This is a genomic window from Streptomyces sp. NPDC057302 (assembly GCF_042667685.1).
GTDB lineage: Bacteria > Actinomycetota > Actinomycetes > Streptomycetales > Streptomycetaceae > Streptomyces.
Map to the genome: position 1 here is coordinate 121,342 of NZ_JBHUZJ010000007.1, position 16,117 is coordinate 137,458.

General features: G+C 64.9%; 14 protein-coding genes. All 14 read left to right on the forward strand.

Annotated elements, in window-relative coordinates:
- The first annotated feature begins 224 nt into the window (after positions 1-224).
- Entirely contained in the window at positions 225-1,175 is a 951-nt protein-coding gene (locus tag ACFUPX_RS08085) for a hypothetical protein (RefSeq protein ID WP_383317863.1), read from the forward strand.
- A 94-nt stretch (positions 1,176-1,269) separates the two neighbouring features.
- Positions 1,270-2,328, forward strand: coding sequence for a hypothetical protein (locus ACFUPX_RS08090; RefSeq protein ID WP_383317866.1), 1,059 nt, complete (start codon positions 1,270-1,272; stop codon positions 2,326-2,328).
- A gap of 332 nt (positions 2,329-2,660) precedes the next feature.
- Positions 2,661-3,902, forward strand: coding sequence for an AAA family ATPase (locus ACFUPX_RS08095; RefSeq protein WP_383317868.1), 1,242 nt, complete (start codon positions 2,661-2,663; stop codon positions 3,900-3,902).
- A gap of 111 nt (positions 3,903-4,013) precedes the next feature.
- Positions 4,014-5,702: a hypothetical protein gene (locus ACFUPX_RS08100; protein WP_383317871.1), complete on the forward strand. Its 1,689-nt coding sequence runs from the start codon at positions 4,014-4,016 to the stop codon at positions 5,700-5,702.
- Between the two features lie 172 nt (positions 5,703-5,874).
- Entirely contained in the window at positions 5,875-7,782 is a 1,908-nt protein-coding gene (locus ACFUPX_RS08105; RefSeq protein ID WP_383317874.1) for an AAA family ATPase, read from the forward strand.
- Positions 7,783-7,876: 94 nt separating this feature from the next.
- Positions 7,877-8,272 (forward strand): hypothetical protein, encoded by a 396-nt coding sequence (locus ACFUPX_RS08110; RefSeq protein WP_383317877.1) that lies wholly within the window; start codon positions 7,877-7,879, stop codon positions 8,270-8,272.
- A 297-nt stretch (positions 8,273-8,569) separates the two neighbouring features.
- Positions 8,570-8,821, forward strand: a complete 252-nt coding sequence (locus ACFUPX_RS08115; protein ID WP_383317880.1) for a hypothetical protein — start codon at positions 8,570-8,572, stop codon at positions 8,819-8,821.
- A 314-nt stretch (positions 8,822-9,135) separates the two neighbouring features.
- Positions 9,136-11,934 carry a UvrD-helicase domain-containing protein gene (locus ACFUPX_RS08120; protein ID WP_383317882.1) on the forward strand — a complete coding sequence of 933 codons (2,799 nt, stop codon included), beginning with the start codon at positions 9,136-9,138 and terminating at the stop codon, positions 11,932-11,934.
- Between the two features lie 100 nt (positions 11,935-12,034).
- A complete protein-coding gene (locus tag ACFUPX_RS08125; RefSeq protein WP_383317885.1) occupies positions 12,035-12,307 on the forward strand; it encodes a hypothetical protein in 273 nt (90 codons plus the stop codon).
- A complete protein-coding gene (locus tag ACFUPX_RS08130; protein ID WP_383317888.1) occupies positions 12,283-12,696 on the forward strand; it encodes an SsgA family sporulation/cell division regulator in 414 nt (137 codons plus the stop codon). Before ACFUPX_RS08125 ends, ACFUPX_RS08130 begins: the two co-directional genes overlap by 25 nt.
- A 404-nt stretch (positions 12,697-13,100) precedes the next feature.
- Positions 13,101-14,183, forward strand: coding sequence for an AAA family ATPase (locus ACFUPX_RS08135; protein ID WP_383317891.1), 1,083 nt, complete (start codon positions 13,101-13,103; stop codon positions 14,181-14,183).
- 95 nt (positions 14,184-14,278) lie between these two features.
- Positions 14,279-14,467 (forward strand): hypothetical protein, encoded by a 189-nt coding sequence (locus tag ACFUPX_RS08140; protein WP_383317893.1) that lies wholly within the window; start codon positions 14,279-14,281, stop codon positions 14,465-14,467.
- 23 nt (positions 14,468-14,490) lie between these two features.
- On the forward strand, positions 14,491-14,835 hold the full coding sequence (locus tag ACFUPX_RS08145; protein ID WP_383318035.1) for an HNH endonuclease: 345 nt from the start codon (positions 14,491-14,493) through the stop codon (positions 14,833-14,835).
- 145 nt (positions 14,836-14,980) lie between these two features.
- On the forward strand, positions 14,981-16,069 hold the full coding sequence (locus ACFUPX_RS08150) for a LacI family DNA-binding transcriptional regulator (protein WP_383317896.1): 1,089 nt from the start codon (positions 14,981-14,983) through the stop codon (positions 16,067-16,069).
- The last annotated feature ends 48 nt before the right edge of the window (positions 16,070-16,117 follow it).

Genomic DNA, 16,117 nt, shown 5'->3' on the forward strand with positions numbered 1-16,117 from the left:
CTTCAACGCCTTCCCCACTGGCCTCTGACTCGTAGTCGTCATCCCTGTTCCGCCCCTCCGCGAATGGCACGTACAACCATTCGTGCCCTCTATCGACATTCTACTCATAGCCGAACAGAAGTTGATATAATAAGAGATCGGATGGCAGTCTGAACCCTGTCTGATAGCTCCCCAATGGCCCCCGAACCGCCGACCGCCAGACCGAGCGAAGGAACCGCAGCATTATGACCAGCTACTCCATCTCCGCCGGCCAGATCGCCGAGGGCAAGAACGTCTTCATCCGCGGGAAGCTCGGCTTCGCCGTACTCGCCCGCCTCATCGAGGGCGCGCAGCTCGTCGCCAGCGACCAGCGCAAGACGAAGAACGGCATGAACCCTGTCGGCAAGCCGCACACCACCGCGACGATCATTCACGCCGAGGTCCAGTTCGCCGACCCGGACAACCCCACCCTCGAAGAGCAGTTCGTCTCCGAGCGTCGCTACGACTCTCCGAAGCGGCCCGAAACCGGATCCAACTACTCCATCGACTCCAAGGGCAGCACTCTGCCGGTCATCGCGATCCCTTCTTCGAAAGGCGACGGCACCTACGACCAGGACGAGTCCGGCCGGGAGCTCGCGCAGGGCCTCGACGTCACGCTCGTGCTGCGCACCTACAAGCCGAAGAACTTCAACAACCGCGGCCTGGCCCTCGAACAGGTGATCGTCCACGAGGCGCCGCGCTACTACAATGCCGGCGGCATCGACCAGGCCGAGCTGGCTGCGCGTGGCATCGTGCTCAACGGCACGCCGCGCCCCGTTCAGGCCACTCCTGCCAGTTCTGCCCCTGCCGCCGCTGTCCCAGTGGCGACCGAAGTGGAGGGCGGCCTGTCCTTCCCGACCCCGCAGCCGGCGTCCGCACCTGTGGCCGTGGCCGCGCAGGCTCCAGTTCAGGCTCAGGACCCGGCGACCGCCGTGGCTGCGCCCGTCGCTGCTGTTGCTGCTCCGGTTGCTGTTCCGGCCACAGCTCCCGCTCCGGCTCCTGCCCAGCAGTTGACCCTGGAGGAGAAGCTCGCGCGCCTGGAGGCCGAGAACGCCTCCCTCAAGGACAACGGTTCGCCCGTAGGCGCGCCGGTGGCCACCGGCCCCTGGAACGGCTCCGACCAGGCCCAGCAGGCGGGGATCACCTACCAGGGCTGATCCACGCTGATCATCGATGAGACCCCCGTACTCGCATCTGTGCCGTACGGGGGTCCTGTCTTTCTCTCTCCTCCTGACGCCTCTGATCGAAAGCGTGAGTCCCACGATGACTCCAGCCGACCCCCATGCCTGGTTCCCGCAGTTCTACGGCAACCCCGCGATCCGCACCCTCGCCAGTGCATGTCGGTGGACCATCTCCGGACAGATCGGGGAAGAGACCCCTGACGTCTCCACCAAGCCGCCTAAGCGCAAGGCCCCGATCGACGTACGGCACCTGCTCGCCGGCTGCACCTCCAGCTGTCAGCACGCTGGCCCACTACGCGGAGCCTTCACCCTGGACGAGACCTGTCTGCTCACTCTCGACGAACTCACCGCGGCGATACCGAAGGCCGCGAACACCGCCTTCTACCTCCAAGCCCAGACTGACGGGTTGCTCGTCCTCGACATCGAGGCCGACTGCCCGTCAGGTGTGGCCACAGACCTACTGCGGCTGCCGGGCATCCTCTACTCGGAGCTGTCGATGTCCGGCCAGGGCTTCCATCTCGTCATGCCGCTGCCGACGAACTTCCACGACTTCCCCGTGGCCGCCGGCAAGCGCGTCCTGCGTGAGGAACACGGCTGGTACGAGCTGCTGCTGGACCACTGGTCGACCTTCACCCGTCAGCCGGTGCCCGATCGCATCGTCGCTCATGTCAACGCAGCAACTAGCGCGCCGGCCTTCGCCTCCATCGAGGACCTCTACGCGCAGCTGGCCGTGAACGCCAGAGAGAACTCCGGTGCTTCAGCATCAGCTGTCGACACCGCCGAGGACATGCCCGACATCCCGTACTCGCAGGCGATCATCGAGCAGACCCTGGTCAGTGCACACCATCAGCTCCGGGATCCCGGCGACTTCAACCACGACATGTCCCGCTGGGAGTTCTCGGTTCTCGCGTCGCTCTATGGCTGGATGCGGACGCAACTGCGCGCCTACAGCGCCCTCGGCGTCGCGTACTCGACGGGCGACACCACGTGGTTGCTCTACAAGGCGGCGCTGGACGTCATCCCTGCACGCCCCAAGCACAGCGAGCGGCGCAACGGTCGGCCCTTCCTCCTCGACCGGGCGGCTGCGCTCGTGGCCGACCGAGAGGCCTGTTCCTCGTCGACCAACTGACGCTCTGTACCTGTTCCTGCTGCTTCTGCTCCTGGTTCATCTGCTGCCTCCAACAGTGGGTGGGGTGGGTGAAGGGTGCTGCGGCGGGGCCGAGCACAGGTCGGGGACCGTGCTGGATCGCGCGGAGCGCGATCGGGTGGCGATGTGCAGCGGGGATCCATCGCCACCAATGCCGGGAGTGCAGGTTTCCGCCGAGTTCCGACGGCGCGGCCCGCGCCACAGGACCGTTCACGGCCGATGCAGCCTCGGCGACGCCGAGAGCAGGAGCGCCGTGCTCCGACATCTCTTGTCTTTCTCTCTCTTCCTCGTCCGCGCACAGAAAAGACATCGACATGAAGTTCAACGACATCCTGACGACCCTCATCAAGCAGTCACTTGAAGTCGGCGCGACGCCCGCTCTCATGGGCGAGCCGGGCATCGGCAAGTCCAGCTTCGTCGAGGACCTGGCCTATTCCATGGGCACGCGAGCTTTCACGCTGCCGTGCAACCAGCTCGCCGACAAGGCCGACCTCACCGGTGCGCGTCTGGTGCTGTACACCAAGGACGACGGCACTCAGAGCTACAAGCAGGTCTTCTACCCGCACCAGGTGATCCAGGAGTGCATCGACTACGCCGAGAAGAACACGCGCGAGTGGCCGATCCTCTTCCTCGACGAGATCAACCGCACCACCTCCGACGTCACTTCCGGCGCGCTGACCCTGGTCACGCTGCGCCGCATGGGGTATGTCGAGCTGCCCAAGAACGTCCGCATCGTCGTGGCCGGCAACGACAGGGGCAACGTCACCTCGCTCGACGAGGCAAGCCTGTCCCGCTTCGCGATCTTCCACGTCGAGCCCGACGCCGCCACCCTCATGTCCGTTCTCGGCGACAACATGAACCCCTGGGTGAAGACGGTGCTCACGCAGTACCCCGGGCTCATCTTCCAGAAGTCGACACCCGAGGCCATCGTCGCCGACGGCCAGGACGACGACGACAACGGCAACGTCACGATGGCCGATCTGTTCGACGGCGGCGAGGAGATGAACCAGCTCACCACGCCGCGCACCATCGACAACCTGTCGAAGTGGCTCAACGCGGCCGACCCGCAGCAGTTGGCGCAGTACCTGGCCACCCCGATCCAGATCGGTGACCGCGAGACCACGCTGCTGAACGAGGCCATCGAGGCCTACGTTGGAGGCACCCTGTTCACCACGCAGCTCGTGGCCACCATTGCCCAGGACCTGGCGAACAACGCCGGCAGCGTACAGCAGAACCGGGTGAACGTCCCGAAGCCGAACTGCTACCAGAGCCTGCAGACCGCAGCGACCATGACTGACATGTCGGCGGTCATCGCGACGCTGACCGACAACGAGAAGTCCGGGTCGCTGCTGTACGCGCTCAAGGAGAGCAAGGACAACGCGCGCCTCATCGAGCAGTTGGCCCAGGCCATCGCCCAGATCGAGCCGGAGCACACCCGCACGCTCATCGAGATGGTGACCAGCCAGCAGATCGACCGCCAGAACCTGGAGGGCTTCATGGAGATCGACGCTCCGATCGTCAACCAGGCCAAGCCGATCCTCTCGGCCTTCCTCTGATCGCTCGCTCATTGGTGGTGGGGACTGCGGCGGGTTGCCGTCCTTGCTGCAACTCTCCATCACCAGCGGCGCTCTGCCGCTGCCTTGTCCTCAGAAGGAGACCCACGACCCATGACGATCACCGTCACGAACCAGAAGCCGGCCGTACTCGACGCACTGCACACCATCTCGTGCATCGGTGATTACGACCCGATGCCGGCAATCCAGCAGACCCTCATCGACCCGCTGCTGGAGCCGTTGAACCCCAACACCCCGGCGAGCATCACCGACGCCCAGGGCGCTGATCTGACGGGCGGCATCCCGGATCTGATCCTGAGCTGCCTCGAAGACACGCTGAACGTGGCCAGCGAGCAGACCGTCAAGGAGCTGCTCGGGCAGACCCTGATCAATTTCGACCAGGGCACACCGCTGCCGGTCGCCGAGCTCTTCGCCGTCCAGGCCGGACAGCAGAACAAGATGCCCGCGCCCTCCCCGCGGGTGCTCTACACCGCGCAGGCTGATGTCCTCCCGGCGGCGAAGGCTCTGCTGGCGGGGACCAGTAACGAGAGCGCCTTCTTCGCCTCGATCGCCTACACCTTCCACCCCGACACCCTCGGGTTCTGGTTCCAGTCCTCCGCGGCCTTCGACGACTTCAAGATCTGGCTGTCCCAGCAGACACAGACGATGGCCAGTGCGTTGCCGCCGGCCACCACCAAGCTGCTCAACGACTTCACGGCCCTGTCCCTGAAGGGGCTCACCGAGTCGCTGCTGGTGCGCAAGGACGACTCTGACGCCAACGATGAGCACTCCTTCGCCCGCGTGCTCGTGCACATGCTCATGAACTACGCCGAGCAGCAGCCGCGGGCCCAGGCCAGCCAGCAGAACACTGCCCTGGCCACCGGCGTTCTGCCGTTCACGGTCGGGGAGCTGTTCTGCCCGCGCTCCCTCGTCCTGGTCAACGTCGAGGCCCACGCCCGGGCCACCGCGGCGAAGATCGCGGGGGAGTGGAACCTCATCAACCAGTCGCTGGCTTCGCCGGTGAAGGTCGTCTCGAACACGTCGCTGTCCAAGCTCACGTCGCTGCCACGGGCCGCCGCCCGGGCCGCCGCCCTGGGAGCCAACCAGCAACCGGGCCAGCCCGGCAGCCGTAGCGCCCAGGTGGCCTTCCGCAAGCAACCGCCGAGCAAGCTCGACCTGTTCAAGGACATCACCCGGGTGCTGCGCCGGATGGGCAAGGTCAACAAGTCACAGAACATCTTCCGCACAACGAAGGCGACCTTCCTCAAGGCCAACCGCCGGAACCCGGACGACTTCAACAAGCCCGCCCGGATCACCTCGGTGCAGTACATGCCCGACCTGCACATCTACATCGACACCTCCGGTTCGATCTCCGAGGAGAACTACCAGGAGGCGGTCATGATGCTCATCCGGATCGCCAAGAAGCTCAACATCAACCTGTACTTCAACTCGTTCAGCCACTTCCTGTCCCAGGAGGTGATGCTGCGCACGGAGAACAAGTCGACGACTCAGATCTGGAAAGAGTTCCGCCGGATCCCGAAGGTGTCGGGCGGAACGGAGTACACGCAGATCTGGCAGTACATCAACACCAGCCGCGTGCGCCAGCACAGGCTCTCGCTCATGGTCACCGACTTCGACTGGCTGCCGCCGTCCACGCGCCAGGACCACCCGAAGAACCTGTACTACGCACCATGCTCCGCCATGAACTGGTCGTCGATGGTTGACCTGGCAAAACGCTACGCCGACTCGATGAAGCACATCGATCCGAGCATCCGGCAGAAGCTCCTCGGCATGGTCGTCTGACCCTGCTGTCCCAAGAGCCGCCAAGAGCGGTGCTGTCCAACTCCCCGGGCCGGCACCGCTTGCGGCGACCCCTGACTTTCCCTCTCGCTCATCCATATCCCTGCTCGGGACACCGTGGCGCGTCCACCCAGCGCGCCACCACGCCGAGCGGCCCGCACCGAAGGAGGACCCGGTGGGTCTCAGCAACTTCACACCTGGCGGCTCCGACGACGACAAGGGCAATGGCGGTGGGGGCAGCTTCCCTCCGCAGTTCCCGTCCGCGGCCTTGCCGTCCAGCGGTGGCAGCGCCGATGACGTCAAGGAGCTCCTCGTCGACTACAACGAGAAGTTCAAGAACGCCGATCCGACCATGTTCCGTGACACGCTCATCGGGCAGGTCCTCTCGGTCGTCATCAGCAAGACCAAGCCCAACGCTCTGCTGGTCGGTTCCGCCGGCGTCGGCAAGACGAAGATCGTCGAGGACATTGCACGGCGCATCGCGCTCGGTGACACCCTCATCCCGGACCAGCTCAAGGACCATACGATCTACGAGCTACCCATCACCAACATCATCGCCGGGACCGGCATGGTCGGCTCGCTGGAGGAGAAGGTCCAGGCGATCGTCGAGTTCGCCTCTGACCCCAAGAACAAGGCCATCCTGTTCATGGACGAGATCCACCAGATCACGGGAGGGACCGGCAGCCATGGCGACGCCGTCGGCCGCAAGATCTCGCAGATCCTCAAGCCGGCCTTGGCCCGCGGCGACATGTCCGTCATCGGTGCGACCACCAGCAACGAGTCTCGTGCCTTCGATGAGGACCCGGCCTTCGCCCGTCGCTTCACCCGGCTCATCGTCGACGAGCTGAGCATGGAGCAGACGCTGGCCGTGATGACCACGGTCCGGCCCGGCATGATGGCGCACTACCGTCACCAGATCGGGGTCTCCGACGACGTCCTGGCCTCGGTGGTACAGATCGCCGAAGCGAACTCCCGGGCTGGCCAGCACCGTCCGGACAACGCCATCACGCTGCTCGACCGGGCGATGGCTGACCGGGTCCTGGAGCAGAAGAAGCTCATCGTCCAGGCCGAGGTCGCTGGTGACCCGGCGCTCGCGCAGACCTTGCGGTCCATCCCGCAGGTACCGCTGACGAGCACCCGTGTGCTCGATGTGGCCAAGCGCCTGATGACCGGAAACGCCCAGCGCAAGGACCTCGACGTTGCCGCGCTGAGCGCCACGCTCACCAGTCGCCTGCAAGGCCAGGACGACGTGCTCGCCAAGCTCACGGACCGTCTGGCCCGCGAAGAGCTCGACCTGTTCCCCACGAAGACGCCCACGACGTGGCTGTTCGCCGGGGCCTCGGGTGTGGGTAAGACCGAGACAGCCAAGATCATCGCTGAGGAGACGACCGGCACCGAGCCGATCATCCTCAACATGACCGAATTCCACAGCGAATGGTCGACGTCGAAGATCATCGGCGCACCTCCCGGCTATGTCGGATCAGACTCCAACCAGGAGCTTCCGTTCGACACGCTGGAGTCCAACCCCCACCGGGTGATCCTGCTCGACGAGTTCGAGAAGGCCGACAAGGCCGTGCAGCGCCTGTTTCTCTCGGCGTTCGACGAAGGCTACATCCGCAACGCCCATGGCAAGATGCTGGACTTCTCCAAGGCCCTGGTCATCTGCACGACCAACGCCGCCCGTGATTCGCTCGACGGCAAAATGATCGGCTTCGGCAACAACCCGAAGACCATCTCGAACCAGAGCCTCAACAGGACACTGGAGCAGTTTTTCGACGCCGAGCTGCTGGGCCGGTTCTCACTGGTCGTGGGGTTCAACCCCATCGACCGGCAGACCTACCGGCAGATCATGGCCACTCACTACGAGCGGCAGCGTGAGCGGATCGTCGAGGCCAAGCCGCGGCTGGCCCAGGCGCTGCCCGTGTCGATGCCCGACGACGAACTGCGCGCCATCGAAGAGAACACCTACGCGGACTCCCAGGGCGCGCGGCCGGCTCGTAAGGCGGTGCGCTCCTGGATCGAAGACTGTCTGCTCGCCCCTCAGACCGGCGGAACAGCCCCGGCATCTCCCTCGGACGACTGACAGCGGCCCTCCCCCCCTCTGAGAACGGCATCACGAGTGCACTGAGCCGCCCGGTGAATCTTCGCGATCTACTCAATCCCTGAAGGAGGCTGGGATGTTCATCGTCACCACCACGTGGGAACAGTGGCGAACGGTCAAGGGCAAGACCACGAGCCGCCAACTCAGTTCTGAGAAAGCTGAGTTCGAGTGGCCGGACGGCGTCGCAGGATATGTCGTCTCGTTCCTGACCGACCATCCCGGAGTCGTGATCTCCGGCACGGAAGACTTCGGTATCGGCTCGTGCGCGCTGGACCCGATCAGCGTGCGCTGCCGTACGCACGGCGACTGTCGAACCCATCACATCGAGTCGGTCAAACAATGGATCGAGTCGCGGGTGGATGAGCTGAAGCCAGAAGCGTCCACTGACCTGTGCGGCGGAAGGCTGAAGAGCTTCTCAATCGAAATCAAACGCATGGCGGAGCCAGAGCCCGATGAAGACCCGCCTGCCTGAGGGGCCGTAGGGGTGTCCGGAGGCGGCTGCACCCACGGAGCCGCCGGCCGAGGCCGACGTGACCTCCTTTGAGCCCCGTGGGCGACGAGTTCGACTCCCGCGCCGAGCGCTCCTGGCTCAAAACCACTTGCTTGGCTTCTAACCCGCCCTGAGTGACGGAGCGTTCATTCCCCCGCATCGCCACGGCGTCGGTCGTGCCACCAGCCCGCGCCTTCTCCACCCGGTTTTGATCCGGGATTGAGTCCCGGTTCATCTACGCCCTCCGCGTGCGCACCCTCCTAGTAAGGGAGAACAACCATGTCCACCATGCTCCCCGAGCCCCTGCTCCAAGAGCACCGAAAGCGAGCCATCGAACTCTCCGCCGCGGCCCGAGCGAACCTCACCACCTATGTCCGGAGCGCCGATGAACGCCGTGAGCTGGGCCTGATGCTCGGCCTGATCGAGGTCGATTCCGAAGGATCCCTCGTCGCGGCCTGTCCCTGGGATCTCGATGCCGGCGATGCTGCCGTCGATGGTTCCGACCAGCGCTCGGACTCGACCTCGAAGTGAGCTGAGCTGCCGCTGATGAACGACCGCGCGCCTGGGTAGCGCACGGTGTCCGGGGCGTGGCTTCGCCATCTACCCCGGATTCAGGGGCCTAACGGCCCCTGACGGGTGGGTTGAGAGAAACACGGGCGGGGCTCGTCGGCTGACGAGGGCCCCGCCCGTGTTCGTACCTGCGCCCATGGCACAGCCCTGTTGCTGCGCTCTTCGCTCACGTTCGAGCATTTGACTGACTATTCAAGGCTTATTGGCACTGTTATGCGACATAGTTATTGGCATCTCTCGATCCGCCTATCGACCCACTGGAGAAAGGCAGCGACATGCCTGTCCTGCTTGATGACCTCGACCTCTCGGCCAATGCCGTTGCTCAGAAGGCCGTCGACCCGAAGTTCTTCTCCTCGAAGCTCACCGGCAACGGCAAGAAGATCGGCCTGCTCAACGAGTCCTTGCTGCCGATCAACACTGCCACCAACACCGCCTACGCCATGGCCACCGATATCGAGGTCAAGCAGAGCTCGACGCAGCACGACATCACCACGACAGCGATCCCGCTCGCGCCGATCACGCGCCGCGCTCTGAACGCCGGAGGGTCCTTCACCTTGCCGAGCCCGCACGCCGACGACCGCTTCGCCATCGACACCGCGTCCAGTCGATTCGACGCCTGGGACGTCGCCTTCGACATGACCCCGCAGGCGCTCGTGTTCTACGAGGACAAGTCCGGCGGCAAGTCCACGCGCGACCTCGTCATCCAGTACCGGATGGAGCTGTACCTCTTCAAGAAGGGGCTGCCCAACCCGGAGTACGCGACCGCCGTCTCGCGCTCGGCCGGCTACGGCAACCACGACGCCGCCGTCTCCCTGCAGTGGGACACCAGCCCGCTGGAGAACGCCCGTGACTACGTCCAGGACGTGTTCACATCCGCCGGCCTGACGGCCTCCAACCTCGGCGATGAGTTTGACGAGTGGATGCGCCAGTACTCGATCTACGAGCGCATCACGCGCTTGGCCCAGATCTGGGACTCCGAGGCGATTGCCGACGAGGTCTGCCGCTACATCCATGACATGCCCGCGGGCCCGACAGAGCAGCAGCTGAATATGCTCGCCGTCCAGCTGCGCTACCTGGAAAACTACAACGTTCCGCTGGAGGCCTACCGCCAGATCCACAAGCAGCTGGGTGCGACCTTCTCCGACCAGATCGCCACGAAGCTATCGAAGCAGAACCTCAGCCTGCTCATGAACCACACGCTCGACCACCTGGAGCAGATGAAGCCTCAGCTGATCGTGCCAGCACGGCCGGCCACCCCTCCGAATCTGCCGCCCCACCTGTCCAAGCAGCAGCTCGATGCGCTCACCACGCACGAGCCGCTGGTGATGACGCAGGCGGGAGCCGGCACCGGCAAGTCGACCGTGATCCTCGAACGGATCAAGTACCTCGAAGCCTGCGGCGTCCCCGCCTCGGACATCACGGTGCTCTCGTTCACCAACGCCGCTGCCGACAACATCACGGAGAAGAACCCGGACGTCGGCTCGATGACGATCGCCAAGATGATCATCGACATCTACTCGATGAACCACCCGAGGCACAAGGTCTCGGCGATCGACACCATCATCAACTCGATCGACATCTTCTACCCGAACAGCCAGTTCGCGGCGACGTTCCGCCACCGCCTGCTGGAGGTCGACCAGAACAGGACCGGTGCCTTCACGGCTCTCAACACCTTCGTCGAGAGCAACTTCGACGAGGTGATCGCCCTGCTCGACCGCATCGAGCAGACGTCGCTGGAGCTGCAGATCATCATTTGCTACCAGAAAATCGACCACATGGCCGAGCCGGCCCACGTGCAGTCGAAGTACCTCATCATCGACGAGGTGCAGGACAACAGCGTGTTCGAGTTCATCTACGTGCTGAAGTACATCACCAAGCACGCTCAGTCCCTGTTCATCGTCGGCGATGCCTCGCAGACGCTGTACGAGTTCCGTTCGGCGAACCCGCGCGCGCTCAACACGCTGGAGGGCTCAGGGGTCTTCGCGACCTTCAAGCTCACGACGAACTACCGGAGTAACCAGGAGATCCTGGACTTCGCGAACGTCGTGCTCGGCGGCCTGGAGACCAACCAGTTCGCCAACATCCAGCTGCAGGCGAACTCGCTCGCCATGCCTACGGCCGACTCGTTCCAGGAGAAGGTCACCCTGGAGTACCGCGAGGTGGCCAGACTCACCGGGTTCGTCACCCAGGACCTGCAGGCGATCGTGCGCAACACGGTCATCCCCGACTTCGTGGACAAGTGCCTGGACCGGGGTGAGCAGGTGGCGTTCCTGGCCTACTCGCGCCGCGAGGTGTCCTTGATCCAGGATGTGCTCGAAAAGCGCTACCCCAACCGCCACGTCGCCTCTCTGGTCAGCGATCGGGTCTACGCCACGGACATATTCTCGAAGTACATCAAGCTCTTCTGGAACGACGTACTGCAGGCACCGTCGGCCAACGCCGCGTTCGTGGTCTCCCAGGGGATCAAGGACAACATGGGCAAGCTGACAAAGAACGCTGCCAACGCCAACGTTGAGAAGGCGATCCTGCGCACGATCTCCGAGTGGTGGATCGAGAACAGCGCGACCATCAACGGCTGGGTCACGCTCTGCCACCAGGGCACGCTCACGCACGTGGCGTTCTTCGATCGGCTGCGCGACAACCTGCTCTCCTTCGAGATTCGGCGGAACCAGCAGAAGCTGAACATCAACAAACAGAAGAACCAGGAGCGCAAGCGGAAGAACCTCGAGTCCAAGGCCGACCTGGTCGTTTCGACGATCCACGGTGCCAAGGGTCTTGAATTCGACAACGCCGTAGTCCTCTACAGGGAGGACACGAAGATGAGCCAAGACGTCAAGCGGATGTTCTACGTCGCCTTCACCCGTGCCATGAACAGCCAGTACGTACTCGGCTACGGCACCGTGAAGAACCCGCCGATCCAGAGTAGTTACGAGCAGATCGTGACGGCTCTGGCCGAGCGCGACAAGAAGAACGCCGCTCGCGCCCTCGGCATCGATCCGGACCTCCTGGACGACAACGACAGCGCTGCCCCCGGCAACACCGAAGATCGCTCTGCGATCACTGCGGCCGTCTGACCAACCGCCGCCACCCCAGGCCGCAGGGCGGGTGTTCTCGACCAGCGAGACACCCGCCCTGCGGTCTTCCACATTGCATAAACCTGAATGACCTCACTTCGTGCCCGGAACAAAGGCGTACGACGAACCGCTCGCCGAGAGCCACGCCGAAGCCTGGAACTACCTCGACCAATGGGCCATCCACGGCGAGACCCTCTTCGCCAGCAACGCCCTGGCAGAACGCCAGGTGCAGCAAGCCCCACCGCCATGTCCCCTTTATCACCTCGGCGGGACGGCGGTGTTCGAGCTTCGCAGGGCGTTGCCGCCGGCCTCCACCACGCTTTTCTGCCGAAGAACAGGAATCCACCCATGGACTTTCCCGGCCTGGAACTGAAGATCCGCATGACGCTCGTGGCAGGCCCGGACGCGCGTGTCTTCGTCCCAGTGCGGCTGTATTACAAGAACACGGACCCCTATGCGGTGCACTTCTCCTTCGACTTCACGCCCGACACCGTAGTCCGGTGGACGTTCGCTCGGGAACTGCTCGACCAGGGCCTCACCGCACCCGCTGGTATCGGCGACGTGAAGATCACTCCGATCGGCCCTCACCGACACTGCGGCTTCAGCATTGAATTGGAATCCCCCGGCGGATACTCGCGCCTTGAAGGGCCGGCAGCTTCCGTGAAGGCATGGCTCGCCAAAACCTACACGGCCGTTGCTGCAGGCCAGGAATCCAAAGCCGTCGACATCGACAGCTTCCTCGACGAACTTCTGACCCGCTGACGGCGAAAACTGGGATACAAGACACCCGCAAAGTGGGAGCTGCGGCTGAAGGACGGCAATGCGACCGACTGGGAGACCGTCACGCGTGAGGAGTACGACAGCGTCGACATCGGCGACCGCTTCTGAACTGAACGACCCAAGGGTATGGCCGGGCCTGCGTCGACTCGCGGCATGACGCAGGACCCTACGACCACGCGGCCGCGGAGACCAGTGACACTCAACCCCGCCGCGAACCTGGCGCAGCGCCGCCAACACGCCTGATGCCGGCCACCGTCACCCTCACCGAGTCCGTGCCCGATGACGGGAAAGGCGTCTACTGCCTGGACATCAGCGTGCTGCCCGTCCGTTGAGCACCGGTGTGCTGCCACCACCATCCACATACTCCCGCGAAAGCGAGAAGCTTCATGCCCGCATCTACGATCGTCGCCTCCGGCGGAGAGTTCCGCCTCTACGGGAACTCCGTGCAGACCTTCGCTGACCTACCCGTGGCCACCTACACGATCGCTTTCTCCCGGATGACCGGCTACAGCCTGCGCCAGACGGAGCCGCTGGCATCCGCCGAAGAGCCTGTCTACGGCAGCCACGCCTCCCGAGTACGGCGGATCGTCACCGGCTACTCCGCCATGGACCGCTCGCTCGGCGTCATCCTCTCCGGCGACAAGGGCATGGGCAAGAGTCTCATGCTCCGCCTTCTCGCCGAGCGGATGCGCGATGAACACCACCTGCCCACCGTGCTCGTACAGCACGACACACCGGGGCTGGCCGCCTTCCTCGACGAACTGGGCGAAGTCGTCGTCGTCTTCGACGAGTTCGAGAAAATCTTCTCCAACGAGGACGACGAGTCGCAGAACCAGTTCCTGAGTCTGTTCGACGGGCTGAGCACGACGAAGCGCCTCTACGTCCTGTCGGTCAACGAGCTGCTCCACGTCAACGACTACATGCTCAACCGCCCCGGCCGCTTCCACTACCACATGCGCTTCGCCTATCCCGAGCCCGAGACGGTAGCCACCTACCTGCGTGCCCAGGTGCCCGGAGTGGCCGAGAAGCAGGTGGCCGAGATCGTCGACTTCTCCCGGAAGTACGACATCAACTTCGACCACCTGCGGGCGATTGCCTTCGAGCTGCGCCTGGGAGAGTCGTTCGCCGAGGTGATCGGTGACCTAAACATCAAGCGCAGTGAGTACGACGGCTCGCGGATCGAGGCCCACATCACCTGGAAGAACGGCGACACCGACGTCTTCGATGGCCGTGTCGATCTGTTCAACAGCGACAGCCTGCAGACCATCAACGACTGGGACAGCGGCGTCGGGCTGCAGTTCCGCATGCGCGACGCCGTCCCGTCCGAGGGCGGCTACCAGCTCCCGGATGGTGCCTTCACGCTCACCGACCTCCGTGAAGAGGACGACAGGTCGCCCAACGACGAGAAGGACCTGCGTGCCGCCGCGGTGATCCTGCGCCGTCCCCCGAAGTTCTCCATCGACTTCTGAGGACGCCCCATCCGAACCGCCGAGGAGCCACTCCGGTCTCCTCGGCGGTTCGCTGTCCGGCTCACGCGGTCCTGTACAGAAAGCAGCCTTCGACCATGCCCAAGTACTGCATCGTCTCCGAGCCCGAGCCCGAGCCCGAGCCCGAGCCCGGCGCAGAGCATCGTGAGCCTCGAAGGGCCAACCTTTGCCTCGGCAAGGCCCGTCTCGTCACGGTCATCGACCCCGAAGACCTGTTCTGGGCGACCAGGCGTGAGCTGATCTCCTTCGGCAACGACCTGCACTGAGCGCCGTGCAGCCAGATCCGACTGTGCTGCTCGCCAGCCTGGCCGTTGCTGCGCTCGGCATCCTGTGCCTCGCCGCTGGCGTTGGCCGTAAGCGGCGCTGGCGGGACCCCACTCGGCTTTTCAGCTGGTCCCAGAAGCAGCAGCTCATCCGCCAGGCCAACGGCCGGTGCGAGCACAAACCGCCCCTCTGGTTCCGGTGCCCGGCACCGGGAACCGAGGCAGATCACATACACCCCTGGAGCCGCGGCGGGGCGACTGAGCTGTGGAACGGCCAGCTGCTCTGCCGCCGACACAACCGGCGGAAATCCAACCGCGTCCCGGGCCCCCTCTACCCCTGGCGTCTCGCGCGCCGGCGCGAGAAGTACTGACCACCCCGACACATATCAGGAGCAAACTCATGGCCTGGATCATGTGCCCGAACTGCGGCGCGAAGCACGACACTTCCAGTCGCTACACCTCCCCGACCACCGACGATAGCGCTCTGCGGACGACCCGCACGCAGGGAAGCACCAGGTGAGCCGCGCGGAAACCTCACGTCGAGGCAGCCGGTCGGGCCGGGCGGGCATCAGGGACGTGGCCGCCGCCGCCGGAGTCTCCATCACGACCGTCTCCGACGCCCTCAACGGCAAGGGCCGGCTCCCGGACGCCACCCGACGCCATGTCCGCGAGGTCGCCGAACGGCTGGGCTATCGCCCCTCCGCGGCGGCCCGAACGCTCCGTACCGGCAAGTCGGGCCTCATCGGCCTGACCGTGACGACCTACGGGGATGAACCTTTCACCTTCACCGAATTCGCGTACTTCGCGGAGATGGTCAGAGCCGCCACCTCGGCCGCACTGGCCCGCGGCTACGCCCTCGTCATCCTGCCCGCCACCTCACGGTACGACGTGTGGTCCAACGTGGCTCTCGACGGCACCGTGGTCATCGACCCGTCCGACCAGGATCCATCGGTCAGCGAGCTGATCCGGCAGGGATTACCCGTCGTCTCCGACGGCCGCCCGGCCGGCTCGCTCCCGGTCACCGCGTGGGTCGACAACGACCACGAGGCGGCGGTCCTCGAGATCCTCGACCACCTGGCCGACGCCGGCGCCCGCCGCATCGGCCTCCTGACCGGGACCACGACGGACACGTACACCCACCTGTCCATGACCGCGTACCTGCGCTGGTGCGAGCGCGTCGGCCAGGATCCGGTCTACGAGTCCTACCCCGCGCACGACCCGTGCGCGGGCGCCGTCGCCGCCGACCGGCTGCTGGCCCGGTCCGACCGGCCCGACGCGGTCTACGGGCTGTTCGACCCGAACGGCACCGACCTGCTCGCCGCCGCCCGCCGCTATGGCCTGCGCGTCCCCGACGACCTGCTGATCGTCTGCTGCAGCGAGTCCACCGTGTACGCCAGCACCGAGCCGTCCGTCACCACGCTCTCCCTCAAGCCGCGCCGGATCGGCACGGCGGTGGTCCAGCTCCTCATCGACGCCATCGAAGGGCTGGACTCTGATCACCCGGTCGAGCAGGTGATACCGACCGAGCTGATCGTGCGTACCTCGTCCCAGCGACGTGCGCCGCGCACGACAGTCAGCCCGCCGCGGTCGCCGGAGGAGGGGTAGGGCACGGGCGGTCGCCGGATGGTCCCTCAGCGACGGCCTCGACGGCTC